Origin of the sequence: Xanthomonas sp. WHRI 10204, from assembly GCF_040202875.1 — a bacterium.
Lineage (GTDB): Bacteria > Pseudomonadota > Gammaproteobacteria > Xanthomonadales > Xanthomonadaceae > Xanthomonas.
This window is the reverse complement of record NZ_JBEGDW010000001.1, coordinates 189,131-203,097: the sequence shown is the minus strand read 5'-3', so window position 1 is coordinate 203,097 and position 13,967 is coordinate 189,131. Positions and strand designations below refer to the sequence as shown.

11 protein-coding genes and 2 other RNA genes are annotated in these 13,967 nt (G+C 63.1%); 4 read left to right on the top strand and 9 right to left on the bottom strand.

Features of this window, described 5'->3' with window-relative positions:
- The first annotated feature begins 9 nt into the window (after positions 1-9).
- Positions 10-1,914 (top strand): S8 family peptidase, encoded by a 1,905-nt coding sequence (locus ABQZ00_RS00935; protein WP_323537836.1) that lies wholly within the window; start codon positions 10-12, stop codon positions 1,912-1,914.
- A 136-nt stretch (positions 1,915-2,050) separates the two neighbouring features.
- Positions 2,051-2,126, top strand: a non-coding RNA gene (locus ABQZ00_RS00930) — sX9 sRNA.
- Between the two features lie 4 nt (positions 2,127-2,130).
- Here ABQZ00_RS00930 and ABQZ00_RS00925 read toward each other — a convergent pair.
- A complete protein-coding gene (locus ABQZ00_RS00925; RefSeq protein ID WP_055847893.1) occupies positions 2,131-2,682 on the bottom strand; it encodes a DUF6630 family protein in 552 nt (183 codons plus the stop codon).
- 164 nt (positions 2,683-2,846) lie between these two features.
- Here ABQZ00_RS00925 and ABQZ00_RS00920 point away from each other — a divergent pair, with 164 nt between their 5' ends.
- Positions 2,847-3,110 (top strand): DUF3297 family protein, encoded by a 264-nt coding sequence (locus ABQZ00_RS00920; protein WP_323537837.1) that lies wholly within the window; start codon positions 2,847-2,849, stop codon positions 3,108-3,110.
- A 355-nt stretch (positions 3,111-3,465) separates the two neighbouring features.
- On the opposite strand, the gene ABQZ00_RS00915 is transcribed toward ABQZ00_RS00920, so the two are convergent.
- From ABQZ00_RS00915 to ABQZ00_RS00885, 7 genes are all read right to left on the bottom strand, one after another.
- A complete protein-coding gene (locus tag ABQZ00_RS00915; RefSeq protein ID WP_323537838.1) occupies positions 3,466-4,887 on the bottom strand; it encodes an XVIPCD domain-containing protein in 1,422 nt (473 codons plus the stop codon).
- Positions 4,880-5,479, bottom strand: coding sequence for a hypothetical protein (locus tag ABQZ00_RS00910; protein ID WP_238691842.1), 600 nt, complete (start codon positions 5,477-5,479; stop codon positions 4,880-4,882). The genes ABQZ00_RS00915 and ABQZ00_RS00910 overlap by 8 nt, the downstream gene beginning before the upstream one ends.
- Positions 5,480-6,116: 637 nt before the next feature.
- The gene (locus ABQZ00_RS00905; RefSeq protein WP_115513985.1) at positions 6,117-6,878 is read right to left on the bottom strand and encodes an ABC transporter permease; all 762 of its coding nucleotides are present in this window, start codon (positions 6,876-6,878) and stop codon (positions 6,117-6,119) included.
- Positions 6,875-7,819: an ABC transporter ATP-binding protein gene (locus tag ABQZ00_RS00900; RefSeq protein WP_323537839.1), complete on the bottom strand. Its 945-nt coding sequence runs from the start codon at positions 7,817-7,819 to the stop codon at positions 6,875-6,877. The genes ABQZ00_RS00905 and ABQZ00_RS00900 overlap by 4 nt, the downstream gene beginning before the upstream one ends.
- Before the next feature lie 364 nt (positions 7,820-8,183).
- Positions 8,184-9,821 (bottom strand): Na+/H+ antiporter, encoded by a 1,638-nt coding sequence (locus tag ABQZ00_RS00895; protein WP_323537840.1) that lies wholly within the window; start codon positions 9,819-9,821, stop codon positions 8,184-8,186.
- Between the two features lie 478 nt (positions 9,822-10,299).
- Positions 10,300-10,941: a hypothetical protein gene (locus ABQZ00_RS00890; RefSeq protein WP_323537841.1), complete on the bottom strand. Its 642-nt coding sequence runs from the start codon at positions 10,939-10,941 to the stop codon at positions 10,300-10,302.
- 141 nt (positions 10,942-11,082) lie between these two features.
- A non-coding RNA gene (locus ABQZ00_RS00885) (sX9 sRNA) lies at positions 11,083-11,158 on the bottom strand.
- Between the two features lie 322 nt (positions 11,159-11,480).
- On the opposite strand from ABQZ00_RS00885, the gene ABQZ00_RS00880 reads away from it, so the two are divergent.
- Positions 11,481-12,038, top strand: coding sequence for a fasciclin domain-containing protein (locus ABQZ00_RS00880; protein ID WP_161963141.1), 558 nt, complete (start codon positions 11,481-11,483; stop codon positions 12,036-12,038).
- 300 nt (positions 12,039-12,338) lie between these two features.
- On the opposite strand, the gene ABQZ00_RS00875 is transcribed toward ABQZ00_RS00880, so the two are convergent.
- On the bottom strand, positions 12,339-13,778 hold the full coding sequence (locus ABQZ00_RS00875) for a UdgX family uracil-DNA binding protein (RefSeq protein WP_323537842.1): 1,440 nt from the start codon (positions 13,776-13,778) through the stop codon (positions 12,339-12,341).
- Positions 13,779-13,967: the final 189 nt, after the last annotated feature.

Sequence of the window (13,967 nt, the reverse complement as noted above, 5' to 3'; positions counted from 1 at the left end):
AGCCATCCCATGAACAACGCTTCGCTGCCGCTCAAGCCCCTGCTATTGAGCGCAATCCTGGCCACGGCCACGTTTCAGGCCCATGCGGCCACCGATCAACTCAGCCTGCGCGGCCTGCCTACGGCCACTTCCCCCACCGCACTCCCCGCCCGGCTGATCGTCAAATACAAGAGCAGCGTGCCGTCCGACAGCTCGCGCCTGTCGATCCTGTCTGCAGCCGCCAACCGCGCCGGTGTCCTGCGCGCGGCCAGCGGTGCCGCGCGTGCCACGCCGCTCAACGCACGCGTGCTGCGGCGCACCGGGACCGGCGCCAGCCTGCTGGACCTTGCGCGCACGCTCAGCAGCGCCGACCAGGCCAAGTTGCTGACCGAACTGCGCGCCGACCCACAAGTGCAATACGCCGAGTTCGATCGCATGCTGCGCGCGGTCGATGACGTAGCCGGGCCCAGGCTCAAGGCCGGTGCCGTCGCAGCGACGCCGCAGGCCACCGCCACTGCCGTGACCCCCAACGACCGCCTGTATGCCGGGTTCCAGTGGCATCTGCAGGACAGCATCGGCGGCATTCGCGCTCCACAAGCCTGGGAGAGCTCCACCGGTGCCGGCGTGGTGGTGGCGGTGCTCGACACCGGCATCCTGCCCGACCATCCGGACCTGAAGAACAACGACCACATCCTGCCGGGCTACGACTTCATCAGCAACGCGGCGATCTCCCGGCGCGACAGCGACGCCCGCGTGCCGGGCGCGTTGGACTACGGCGACTGGACCGAAGAGGACAACTTCTGCGGACTGCCGGCGCGCTCCAGTAGCTGGCACGGTACCCATACCGCGGGCACGGTCGGCGAACTCACCAACAATACGATCGGCGGCGCCGGTGCTGCCTACGACGCGCAGATCCTGCCGGTACGCGTACTCGGCCAATGTGGCGGTACCAGCTCGGACATCGCCGATGCCATGGTGTGGGCCTCCGGCGGCCATATCGACGGCGTCCCGGACAATCTCCATCCGGCCGAGGTCATCAGCCTGAGCCTGGGCGGCCCGGGCACATGCGACAGCACTACCCAGAGCGCCATCGACACCGCAGTGGCCAATGGTGCTGTGGTGGTGGTGGCGGCTGGCAACGAGGCCAGTAACGCCTCGCAGTTCAGCCCGTCGAGCTGCGGCAACGTGATCACGGTGGGCGCCACCCGCATCACCGGCGGGATCGCGTTCTACTCCAATTTCGGCAGCAGCGTGGACCTGTCCGGCCCCGGCGGCGGTGCCACCGACGACACCGGCAACGGCGGCTGGGACGGGGTGGTGCTGTCGACCGGCTATAGCGGCAAGACCACGCCGACCTCCGGCGAGTACGAATACATCGGCTTTGCTGGCACCTCGATGGCCACGCCGCATGTGGCCGCGGTGGCCGCCCTGGTACAGAGCGCGCTGGCCGCCTCCGGCAAGACCCCGCTGGCCGCTGCGCAGATGGAAGCCATGCTGCGCCAGACTGCGCGCGCCTTCCCGGTCAGACCACCGACCGGTCGCCCGATCGGCACCGGGATTGTCGATGCCACCGCGGCACTGGACTATGTGCAGAACAGCTGCAGCGGCAGCGCCTGCATACCGGTCACCGTGAGCCTGACCAACCGCGATGCCCTGACCGGCCAGAGCGGCGGTCAAAGCGAGGAAAAGACCTACCGCTTTACCGCCAACGCCGGCAGCGCCTTGAATGTGCTCAGCTTCGGTGGCGGCGGCAACGTCGCGCTGTATCTCAGCTACGACGTCGAGCCGACCACCAGCAGCTACCAGTTGAAATCCGCACGCACCGGCAGCGCGCAGACGCTACGGCTGACCGCACCGCAGACCGGCACCTACTACATCAAGTTGGTCGGCGGCACAGGGGGGTTCAACAACGTGTCGCTGATGGCGCGGCAGTAATCGGCAAGCGTGCCGGAGGTGGTGCACGCCACCTCCGGCACCAGGCGTGCGGCTGGCTTGGAGCAGCTAAGCAAGAGGACCGTGCTCACCGCCAGGCGGGCGCGGTCGGTGCTCGGTGCTCGGTGCTCGGTGCAGCATGGACCACGCGTAGGCTCCGGTTCCTCCACGCCGTCCACACCCATCTGACGACTATTCGCTACGTTGTGTTCGCCGCTCTTAGAACGCCTCGTTGCCCAGCCGCACTTCCACGTCCAGCAGCGAGGTCAGTGCCAGCATCGCCTCGTCGTCGCGACTCAGCGCGATCCAGCCGGCATAGGCATCGCCGCCGGTGTTCCAGTTCCACAGCGAATAGCCGTGCTCGCGCAGACGGTCGAACGCCACCGCCATCAGGTCGGGCACGCCAAGGCCGTTGGCGAAGTCTTCGTCGTCCAGATCGCCGCCCCACGCGATGCGCAAGTTCCAGCGCGCGCTCAGTTCGTCGATGGCGGCAATGAACGAATCGGTATCCTTCCAGTCGACATAAAACCCCGAGCGCCAGTCGATCGCGTCCTTCAGCGCCCACAGCCAGGCATCGTCGCCCTCATCGTCGTCCGCCTCGGCTTGCGTTTCGCGCCAGGCGTCGAACTGCCCCAGTGCGGTGTCTTCGTCGCCCGGGTTGATCAGCACAAGCAAATTCCAGACCCGCGCCGGATGGTCGTCGACATCGTCTTCGTCGGTCTCGGGCGGCAGGCCTTCGTCGTCTTCGTAATCGGCACTGTTGTCGGGCATGGCGGTCTCGCTCAAGGATTGCAGGTGCGAAGTGTGACGCCTCACGCGGCGCAAGCAAACCGGCGGGCGAGCGCGTCTGTGGCATCAGGGCTGGTCTTCCCGGCACAGGCCCGTATCCTGTGCGGCCGAAGACGGCTATCCCGGTCCGTCATGACGCCTTCCCCATGAGCGATACCCCTCCCGATCATCTGGCCATCGACCCACGCAGCCCGTTCCACGATGCCGACGTCCTCAATCACGGTATCGGCGTGCGCTTCAACGGGGTCGAACGCGACAACGTGGAGGAATACTCGATGAGCGAAGGCTGGATCAAGGTGCAGGTCGGCAAGGCGCGCGACCGTCGCGGTAACCCGATGACGATGAAGGTCAAGGGTGAGGTGGTGGCGTATTACCTGGATACCAAGCCCGACGCTGCGCCTGCCGAATAAGCACAGCTAACCGATTCCTGCGCTCACCGCCTGGTGAGCGCGGTCGGGGTTCGGTGCGGCATTGGCCAATCGTACCCGCAATGTTGAGCGCGCCGTGCGCAGCTCCTGACGACTGCGCGCTTGGTTTGTTAGCCGCCCTTAGCCAACCAGCGACGAGAAGCAAAAGCCAAGAAAACCGCAAGGCGGAAAGAGGCGAAACGAAGGCAGCGAGTGGTCAACCTCGTTCGTTTCCACAGGTGCCCACGTGCTGGATGACGCCGAGCTGGAGGCACTGCTAACCAGCAAAATGAAAAATCGCGCTAACTCATTTCACTAGAGCCCTTGCAATTAAAGGCGGCCAAATCGGTAAGCACTTTCAAGGACCGCCCATGGTCATCCGCTGTCCTTGCTCTTGTTGGGCACTTTGCTGCTGCGTCTGTTCCAACGCCTGCTGGCGGACCTGATCCTGCTTGATGGTTTCGGCCTGCTGAAGGTTCTGTTGTGCCGGTTCTTGCGCGGCTTGACGGCCATCGACATGGGTATGGAACATTGGCGCGACCTCCATTCCATGTGGGGCGTAAACCGCAAAAACGTTGTGGGCCCCATCCTTCCCCAGCCCCCCGGTGACCCCATCTACCCGTTTAATGAGGGGGTCGTCCACCTGCTGCTTGTAAAGCGCAGCCGAGACATTTCTGCTTTCCTCGTCGTTCCAGTTTCCCGTGCCACGCACCCAGGAATGGATCTGTTGATAAGTGGAGTGGTCCGGGTGTGTCGGGTTGTCGGCCAAAATCCGTTGCGGCTGGACCTCGTTGTATGACATCAACTCCGGGCGATTGCTGTTGCCTGCGCCCAGCTGCCGCACCTCCACTGGACGCACTTGTCCCCGAGAGGTGTCTGCAAATCCGAACGTCTTGCCCACCCCACCCAGGTCAATACCCGCATCTTCGGCTTGCTGAGCACTCACCCCCAGCTCCTGCAGGTTGTAGCCCAACTTAGGCATCGGCTGCGCCGTGACATTCGCACGATCTTTCCAGATGTCGGCGCCAGCACCAATAGCGTAAGCGGTGTAGTAGGCCTGATAGGCCGAGGTGCCCTTGTGCCCCAAGGTGCTGCCGCCCTTGTCAAAATGGCACTCAGCCACCGCCTCCACGGCAGGACTCGCGATGCGGCCCTGCGTAAGCTGCAATCCATGCTTATCCAGCCGGACGCCGGGCTCCAACTGGTCGTTGGTGACGCAGGCGGTCGTGGGGTCCAGCCGACGAAGCAGAACTTTTTGGTTGACTTCGCCGGTGGTCGTGGCTACCCGGCTCGCCACAGAGTTCATGCTCATCAACTCTGCCAGGCCCTCGTCCCGGCGAGCAGAGGCAAGATATTCCTTGGCTATAGGAGTGACATCCACCACCGGCTCACCGTATTGGGCTCCCTCCTTGAGGGCTTGATCAATGCCGTAGGCAAGCTTGTATCGCGAGTGCTCAGCCGACTTGGCCATCAACGCATGTCCGGTCTCGTGACCCAACACACCAGCCAGCAAATCCACGCGATCCGATTGCTTGGTCCTCTGGAATACATCCGCACTGACGTTGACCGTGCCCGTGCTCGCGTCGTAGTGCCCGCCCTCGTTCGGCCGGGTTGACACCGACAGGTGACGCAAACTGCCGCTCTCGATGGCCTGGGCCATCGCAGACGCAAGATAGGGAGAGGTTTCGACAGCCTCGCGAAAGTCCCGAGCAGCCGAAGGCGGCAACCCGGGCTGCTTCTCTACCTCGTTGAGCAGCTGCTCGACACGTGGATCAACCATCGATTGGCTCCAACTCGAAGGTCACTCTCGAAACACAGTGCGGATCGTTGCGGTTGTCTGTCTTGACGGCGATGTAGACCCCAAGGTTCTGGCCGGCCTGCTTGTCGAACATGATTCGATGGTCGTCACCAAAACCCGGCTTGGTCATTCGAAAGCCCGCCGACACCAAGGGAGCCTGCACCGCGTCCATGGTGAGTTCGCATGAGCCAGGCGGACCGACAGACACTTCTATCAAGTGTCCAGGGTGCCTGGCGTAAGGCTTCCAGACCGCCAACTCGTAGACACCCTGCCCTAATGTGCCCTTGACCCCATAGCGCCGCCCCTTGCTATCAGGAGGTAACTTCAATTCCATGGCCTGCTCAACAGCTGCTGGAGCCGTGTCGGCTTGGGAGCGAAGAGCCCGCGCCAACTGAGCCAGCGCGTTGGTCAGCGTGGGGGCGGTCAACGCGGGACCAGCCTGCAACTCGGGGTAAGCGCCTTCATCGACAAGCCGAGGCGTGACCCTTGCCGCCGCGTCCGCCGCAATATCAGATGCCGCGGCAGCTTTGTTCTGTTCGGCCTCAATCGCGGCCTGGCTTGGGGGGTTTGGCACAGTGGTCTCCTGGGGCAAGGCCGAAGGTTGAGCGCACGCCACCAGTCCCGAAGTCAAAACCCCTGCGGCCAATGTCATGGCCAAGGCACAGGAGAGGGGGCGTCCGTTGCGACTGAAGTCCATAAGCCAGCTCATATGAAGAGTTGGGAGGCTCAGTCTATCCGCACAGTGGCCCAGCAAGTCAAACCTCAGCGTTGTCGAACACATCACATGTTTGTGTGACAACTTTCTCCCACAGGATGTCACTCGTGGGCCACGTTTTGATCGCTGAGCTACATTGTGCGAAATGCTTTCATTGATGCGCTCGTATCTAAAGCTAACCGCGCTATCTATTCGACGTACCCCCAGCCTACATAGTGATCAGGTTAAAAACGAAGCGATGAACGCTAATGTGCGCTTCACAGAGGCTGCGCAGTCGATTTCCGGTTTATTTCTGTCATACCGCTGTGCTGCGATGCCGGGCAGTTGCTCCGTCCACGGTGCTGAAGCCGTCGCGATACACGTATCGCAACGCACGGCGCTGTAACGGAGTCGCGTACTCGCCATCTCGATGAGCTCCATCTAGCTCGTCGCATGCAGCTTTTGACAGCCAGTGCTGTCGCGCCGCGATTCCGGCAGTACCGAAACCGCAACGTGCTCACGCCTTGAGCCGGTAGCCGCTACGGAAGATCGCCGCCACCACGCCTAGGCACACCACCAGAAACAAGAACGTCATGCCGGTGCTCACCGCGATGTGCACGTCAGCCTTGCCGTAAAAGCTCCAGCGGAAACCGCTGATCAGATACACCACCGGGTTGAACAAGGTGACCTTCTGCCACAACGGCGGCAGCATGTTGATCGAATAGAAACTGCCGCCCAGGAAGGTCAGCGGCGTCACCACCATCAGCGGGATCACCTGCAGCTTTTCGAAGCCGTTGGCCCAGATGCCGATGATGAAACCGAACAGGCTGAAAGTCAGCGCGGTGAGCACCAGAAAGCCCAGCATCCATACCGGGTGGGCGATCTCATACGGTACGAACAGGCGCGCGGTGAGCAGGATCAACAAACCCAGCATCACCGACTTGGTCGCCGCAGCGCCCACGTAGCCGATCACGATTTCCCACCACGCCACCGGCGCGGACAACACCTCGTAGATGGTGCCGGCCCAACGCGGCATGTAGATGCCGAAGGAGGCGTTGGAAATGCTCTCGTTGAGCAAGGACAGCATCACCAGCCCGGGAATGATGAAAGCGCCATAGCTGATGCCGTCGATGTCGCCCATGCGCGAGCCGATGGCCGCGCCGAAGACCACGAAATACAGCGAGGTCGAGAGCACCGGCGAGGCGATCGACTGAGTGAGCGTGCGGAAGGCGCGCGCCATTTCGAAACGATAGATCGCTGCAATCGCATGCCGGTTCATGCGCGCACCTCCGCGTTGCGAGCGCCATGCACCAGGTTGACGAAGATTTCTTCCAGCGAACTCTCGCTGGAATGCAGGTCCTTGAAGTCGATGCCGTGCTCGTTGAGTCGGCGCAGCAACGCACCGATGCCGGTCTGCTCGGCCTGGGTGTCGAAGGTGTAGATCAGGCTGTTGCCATCGGCCGACAGTTCCAGCGGCAAGTCTGCCAACGCAGCGGGCAGCGTGTGCAATGGCGATTGCAGGCTGAGCGTGAGCTGCTTTTTGCCGAGCTTGCGCATCAGCGTGTGTTTGTCTTCCACCAGCACCAGCTCGCCGCGATTGATGACGCCGACACGGTCGGCCATGTCTTCGGCCTCCTCGATGTAGTGGGTGGTCAGGATGATGGTGGTGCCCTGCTCGCGCAGGCGCCGCACCATCTGCCACATGTCGTGACGCAGTTCCACGTCCACACCGGCGGTGGGCTCGTCCAGAAACAGAATGCGCGGCTCATGCGCCAGCGCCTTGGCGATCAACACGCGCCGCTTCATGCCGCCGGACAGCGTGGAAATCTTGTTGTTGCGCTTGTCCCACAGCGAGAGCTCGCGCAACACGGTTTCCAGGTACTGCGGATTTGCCGGCTTGCCGAACAGGCCGCGACTGAAACGCACCGTGGCCCACACCGTTTCGAATGCATCGGTGGCCAGTTCCTGCGGCACCAGCCCGATGCTGGCACGCGCGGCGCGATAGTCGCGCACGATGTCGTGGCCATCGGCCAGTACGCTGCCGGTGCTGGGGTTGATCAGCCCGCAGATGATGCTGATCAAGGTGGTCTTGCCGGCACCGTTGGGGCCGAGCAGCGCGAAGATTTCGCCGCGCTGGATCTCCAGATCCACCTGTTTGAGGGCCTGGAAACCGCCGGCGTAGGTCTTGCTCAATCCCTGGATGGAAACGATGGGCGTCATGGGTTTTGCACGGGAACGATAAGCGCCCAGGGTAGGCGGTGCGCCGTGACGATGGGAGGGGGTCAGATGGGATGGTGTCTCCCGAGGCGCCGTGATGGCGGGTGTGGGTACGGGTACGGGTGCTTGTACGATTCCCGCTTCACCAGAGGGTGAGAGCGCGCATCACACGTAAGGCCTCGTCGCGCCCAGGTGCGCTCCTACGAAAGATCGTGGCTACCGGCCTGGCTCTTGCGATTCCCGATTCCCTGCGCGCATGAGCGCGCACCCGACGTACCGCCCCGTCGCGCCCAGGTGCGCCCCTACGACCGGCGTGCCGTTGCCCGGCTCTTGCGAATCCCCACTCCCGACCCGCTAGTCCCGTCCCTCAAGCCCGCTTACGCGACTCGATCAGATCCAGATTGCGCACCAGCCTGCGCGACAGGTCGTCGGAGATCTCGCGACGGCGCGCAAGCTTGAACAACTCGTTGCGTTCGGCCACCAAGGCCGCGTGCCGGAACTGGCGCAAGGCCTGCTCGTAAGCACCGGCTTCTTCCGGGTCGGTTTCGGCCATGTCTACTGCACCTAGCTTGCGTTGGTAGCGTTGGCTGACCTGGTTGGCGGCGGCGTTGTAGCGCTCGGCATGGGCGCTGTCTTCCACCAGTCGCTGACGCAGCCTTTCCACTGCCTCCAGCGCTGCCTGCGAGGCCGCCTTCACCGCCAGGTCTTCTTTCTGCTGCTCGTCTTCTTCTTCCGGCAATTCCAGTCCGCGCAGCAGGGGCGGCAGTGCCACGCTGGCCACCAGCAACGACACCAGGATCACCGAGGCGGCCAGGAAGATCGCCAGCTGGCGGGCCGGAAATGGCGAGCCATCTTCCAGCATCAACGGTAGCGTCAGCACGCCGGCCAGGGTGATCGCGCCGCGTACGCCCGCCAGCGACACCGCCACCACAATCCGCCACGGCGGGCTGACATGCTGCTCGCCGCGCCGCTGCGCCTTGAAGATGTTCCAGCGCAGCGACAAAAACACCCACACAAAGCGCAACGCCATCAGGCTGGTGCTGATGGTGGCCACATACACCGCCAGCCACCAGGGATTGAGGTGTCCGGCTTCCTGCACGCTGCGCACCGCGCCATCCAGGATGCCCGGCAACTGCTCGCCCAGCAGCACGAAGATGATGCCGTTGAAGGTGAACTGCACCGTGTCCCACACCGCCGAGCGCTGCAGGCGCATGTTCCCCGGTGCGTTGCCGGCCATTTCCACGTAGCTCATGGTGATGCCGGCCGCGACCGCAGCCAGGATGCCGGAGGCGTGGAAGGCTTCGGCCAGCAGGTAGGCGGCAAACGGCGTGAGCAGGTTGACCAGGATCGCCGAACCGGGTTCTTCGCCGAAGTGGCGCCAGATCCAGGCCTGGATCCGGCTCAGCCCGAAGGTAGTGGCCACACCCAGCGCCAGCCCGGCCAACGCCACCCACAGGAAGGTCAGCGAAGCGGTCGCCACCGAGAAGGTGCCGGTGAGCACCGCAGCCACCGCGAACTGGAAGCACACCAGGCCCGAAGCATCGTTGAGCAGCGACTCGCCTTCCAGGATGTGCATCAGGCGCTTGGGGATCGGCACCTTGGAGGCGATCGACGACACCGCTACCGGGTCGGTCGGCGAGATGATCGCCGCCAATGCAAACGCCACCGCCAACGGCATCGCCGGGATCAGCCAATGGATCAGCAACCCCGCCCCGACCACCGTGAACACCACCAGGCCCAGCGCCAGTTCCAGGATCGCCGCTTTGTCGCGGAACAGGCCTTGTTTGGGAATGCGCCAGCCGTCCAGGAACAGCAGCGGCGGCAGGAACAACAGGAAGAACAGCTCCGGTTCCAGCTCGTGCCCCGCATCGAACACGCCGGAGACCACCGCGCCTAGCGCGATCTGGACCAGCGGCAACGGCAGCGAGAACGGCAGGATGCGGATCAGATAACCGCTGGCCGCGACCGCCAGCAACATGGCGAGGACGACATCGATCGAATGCATAAAAACCCGGAAGAAGAAACGGCCGCACGTGCGGCATCGTCATATTGCGACGCACAACCACGTACTGACGGGACCATACCGGTTTGCAACCGGTGATGAAACCACTGCACCGCCTGGGCCTGGGCGTGGTCCTGTGCATGGCCGCCACAGGGGTGTGGTGCTGCAGCGCTGTGGCGGGTGTGCATCGATCAGCCACTGTGGCTGCCGGAAGGACAGGCCGACACAACGATGCGGCGGTGCTTCGTCAAGACAGATGGCCTGTAGCACGATGAACCGCTGCGCCATCGTGGCACTGCAACAGGCCCGCAATGCACCTGCGCCTGCGCGTTGCGGGCAGCGGGCAGGCGATCGATCCATTGCCAACGCCAACAGTCGCTCGGTCGCTTAGAACGCGGTGCCGTAGAAAGCGACCGGCACATGATCGCTCGCGACGTCGCGGATGCCGATGGCATGCCCGCGCGGATTGGCCGACCGAGGATCAGCTGTGGTGCACGTGCCTGTTCGCGTGCGGCGTCGATTGCCGAGCGCCCTCGACCGGGACCAGGAAGGTCGCTTCATGCAATTTCAGCTTGGAGTCGTAGTGACTCACCGTCACCTTGACCGCCGTGACCTTTTTCTTGAAAGCATACGGCCACTGCGCGCCCAGCATCTCCTGCCCGGGCGTCTGACCGTCAGCGTCTCCGACGAGCTTGATGCGCACGGGGTAATTGCCTGCGCCGCCGTTGTCCGCATCGTTGGCATCGGACACGTCGATATGCGCTTTCGAAAACGCCAGCGTCGACGGGCCACTGTCCTTGTAGTTGGCGCTATCGTCGAATCCGATGTTCTTGTAGCTATAGGTCAGCAGGATCACTTGCGTGGGAAGCCACGAGCCGCCGCCGTGGTTGGGAATCTTCACCTTGGCCACGCGCGCAGAATCAACCGTGAATTCCCACTCCCCCGGCACAATCCATTTCTGCCCTGGTCGATAACTGTCACTCGCAGAGACAGCAGCGGTCGCTGATGGCGCAGGCGTTGGCATGACGGCTGAAGCGTGTGCAATGCCGAATAACGCCAGCGCGCCAGCCACCCACACTGTCGGCAGCACCAGTCGATTGGATTCTCTTTTTTTGGACTTCATGGTCTACAGCGCCTTAGAAAGGATTATCACGCAAGGGCGTCAAGACTAATCGCACTGACCGATGTCGCTTTTTCCAATCGCGAACATTCGTGCAGCATTAGGGAGGTCATGCGATAGCGACGACGACGCTGGACTTACAGCGCCTGACAACACGGAGCGAGTAGTTGTCAGGTGGGTATGGACGGCGCGAACAAACCGCAGTGTGCGCGTGGCACATGCCGCACCGAGCACCGGCCGCGTCCGTCTGGCAGCTGCACAATTGGTTGGTTAGCTGCTGTTAGTGACAGCCTGATTGCGCGTCCTGTATTGCAGTTTCGCCTTGGCGTTTTTCAACCGTCGGTCGGAATGTGCGGGCATTGCTGATCGAACAGACTCAACCACGGGCCACGCGATCGCGTTTCGCTACTGGGGATTATGACAACGGTGCAGCGCAGCATCTTTATGTAAAAACCACGTGATGCATCCGCGCCGCATCTGGCCGCGTATCAAGATCCACGATTGCCATCCAGGTAATCGCTCACCCAAAGGATCGATGCCTCATGAAGACCTCATTCAAGTCGCTTGCCATTGCCACCGCTATTGCCCTCACCAGCGCGATGGCTCCCGCTTACGCTGCGTCCAATCCGATGGTGGGTGGCGCGCCGATGCTGGCGACCAAGGACATCGTCGACAACGCGGTCAACTCCAAGGATCACACCACCCTGGTGGCAGCCGTCAAAGCGGCTGGCCTGGTCGACACCCTGAAGGGCCCCGGCCCGTTCACCGTCTTCGCCCCGACCAATGCTGCGTTTGCCGCACTACCGGCCGGCACGGTGGACACGCTGCTGAAGCCCGAATCCAAGCCGATGCTGACCAAGGTGCTTACCTACCACGTGGTACCGGGCAAGGTGGACGCGGCCTCGTTGATCGCCAAGATCAAGGCCGGTGGTGGTAGCGCCACGCTGACCACCGTGCAGGGCGAGCCGCTGACCGCAAAGCTCAATGGCAAGAAGGTCACACTCACCGACGTCAAGGGCAACACCGCCACCGTCACCATTGCCGACGTCAACCAGAGCAATGGCGTGATCCATGTGATCGACAAGGTGCTGATGCCGTAACTGCAGGCACGTCGCTGGCGCATGCCGCTATCTCCCACCGATGCGAACGGATTGAATGTTTGTCGGTGGGTACGCAGCGTTACATGCGCTAGTGCGTGATTGCATGGCATCGATGGGCAGTCGTTGTGGGTACGACCTGGTCGTATCCATTGGCCCATCGATGCTTCGATTCATGCGCGTGCAGTTGCAAGACGCGCGACCCAACCGCGAAGCGGCGGTAACGAGGTCGTCGGCATGCCGGCGACCTCACTTGGTGTCTTGTTCTCCGACACCATGCGCGTGCATTTGCACGCGTTTTTTTTATGCCTCGGCCAGATCGCTTGCCGCACTCGGCGGCGCCAACAATAGCCGCAGGTCCTCCACAAAGCCGCGATAACCTTCCTCGCGCGCCGCCTCGGAGCCTTGTCGCAGCACCCAGGACGGATGCACCGTCGCCAGTACCGGCGTGCCGTCGTCCAGCCGTTGCCACTGCCCACGCTGCTGCATCAAACGAAAGCCCGGCCCCAGTACTGCCTGTGCCGCAGTCGCTCCCAGACAAACGATGTGTGCGGGCCGTAGCTGCGCGCGCTCGGCCTGCAGCCAGCCACTGCATGCCTGCACATGCGCACGTTCCGGATTGCGATGCAGGCGCCGTTTGCCGCGTTGCTCGAAACGAAAATGCTTGACCGCATTGGTCACGTAGAAGGCCTGGCGATCCACGCCCAGTTCGCCGAGCGCCATGGTGAACAGACGCCCGGCCGGGCCCACGAACGGACGCCCGCTGAGATCCTCTTCGTCGCCGGGTTGTTCACCGATGACCATCACCGATGCATCGTCCGGCCCTTCGCCGAACACCGTTTGCGTCGCCGGTTGCCACAGCTCGCAGCGGCGACAGTCGCGCGCGGCCGTGCGTAACTGCGCCAGACTTTGCGTTGCAACTTCCACGGCGGGCGCGGGCGCCGCTGGCACGCGCCGCCGCACCGGCTCGGGCGCACGCTCGGCCATCTCGCGTACGCGCACACCCGCCTCGCGGATCAACTCCGGCAACAGCGCCGCTTCGGGCAGGTTTTTCCAGTATTTCTGCGGCATTTCCTGCCGCATCATGGTGGGGTTGAGCCGCGCAGGATTGAAGATGTGCGCGTAGTACGTGCGCCACAAGGTTTCCTGCGCGTCGTCGGCCGGCACCTGCGACCGTACCGCCGCATCGCCAAACGACAACGCCTCACCATCCCAGCGCACGCTGCGGTATGGCGTGAGGATCGCCCACTGCATGCCGGCAAACCGCCGCGCGAAGAACGGCGCCACCCGATCCACGATGCAATGCTCGGGTTCGAACCAGGCCACGAAATCTTCCTCTTCTCCAGGCAACCGCCGAAAGCGCACGAATGCCTTCATCTTGTGCGTATCGCGCTGCACCGCCTTTTGCCATTGTCGAAGCCGGTGTACATCCACATCGGTGGCGCGCTCCAGCAGCGCCTTTTCGCCAGAAGCGATTCGCCACAACAACCGGTACAGCACCGCGTGCCGCTGTGGATCGCGATGACACAACACCGATGCAGCCAGCTGCATGAAGTCCGCCGACACCCGCGGCGGCGGCACGGTCAACGGCAACTCCAGCAACCCCTGCCCCACCAACAACCCACCCTGCGCCCCACCGTTCCATGCCACATCGTCCGGTTCTACTTGCGCACACCACCCGGCCCGCGCCAACGCACGCCACGCCTCGAAACTCCACGGTGGTTCGACCTCAGCGCTGAACATTACGTACACCTGACCTCAAGATTTCCGATCCGGCTGTCGCTTCGTCGCCGGCACTCTGGTTGTGTCTTGCATCTGTATTGCTGCTTTTTGCAGTTGGTATCGCTTTGTCGCTCCGGCGCAGGATCGCATCAGGCGATGGCGGTTTTGGTGACGTTTGCCAAGACACATCACCCGCGCCGCAAGGCGCCC

Excerpts from the sequence above, each read along its gene's own strand:
- ABQZ00_RS00935 (WP_323537836.1), top strand. The coding sequence starts at position 10 with ATGAACAACGCTTCGCTGCCGCTCAAGCCCCTGCTATTGAGCGCAATC.
- ABQZ00_RS00925 (WP_055847893.1), bottom strand. The coding sequence starts at position 2,682 with ATGCCCGACAACAGTGCCGATTACGAAGACGACGAAGGCCTGCCGCCC.
- ABQZ00_RS00920 (WP_323537837.1), top strand. The coding sequence starts at position 2,847 with ATGAGCGATACCCCTCCCGATCATCTGGCCATCGACCCACGCAGCCCG.
- ABQZ00_RS00915 (WP_323537838.1), bottom strand. The coding sequence starts at position 4,887 with ATGGTTGATCCACGTGTCGAGCAGCTGCTCAACGAGGTAGAGAAGCAG.
- ABQZ00_RS00905 (WP_115513985.1), bottom strand. The coding sequence starts at position 6,878 with ATGAACCGGCATGCGATTGCAGCGATCTATCGTTTCGAAATGGCGCGC.
- ABQZ00_RS00900 (WP_323537839.1), bottom strand. The coding sequence starts at position 7,819 with ATGACGCCCATCGTTTCCATCCAGGGATTGAGCAAGACCTACGCCGGC.
- ABQZ00_RS00895 (WP_323537840.1), bottom strand. The coding sequence starts at position 9,821 with ATGCATTCGATCGATGTCGTCCTCGCCATGTTGCTGGCGGTCGCGGCC.
- ABQZ00_RS00890 (WP_323537841.1), bottom strand. The coding sequence starts at position 10,941 with ATGAAGTCCAAAAAAAGAGAATCCAATCGACTGGTGCTGCCGACAGTG.
- ABQZ00_RS00880 (WP_161963141.1), top strand. The coding sequence starts at position 11,481 with ATGAAGACCTCATTCAAGTCGCTTGCCATTGCCACCGCTATTGCCCTC.
- ABQZ00_RS00875 (WP_323537842.1), bottom strand. The coding sequence starts at position 13,778 with ATGTTCAGCGCTGAGGTCGAACCACCGTGGAGTTTCGAGGCGTGGCGT.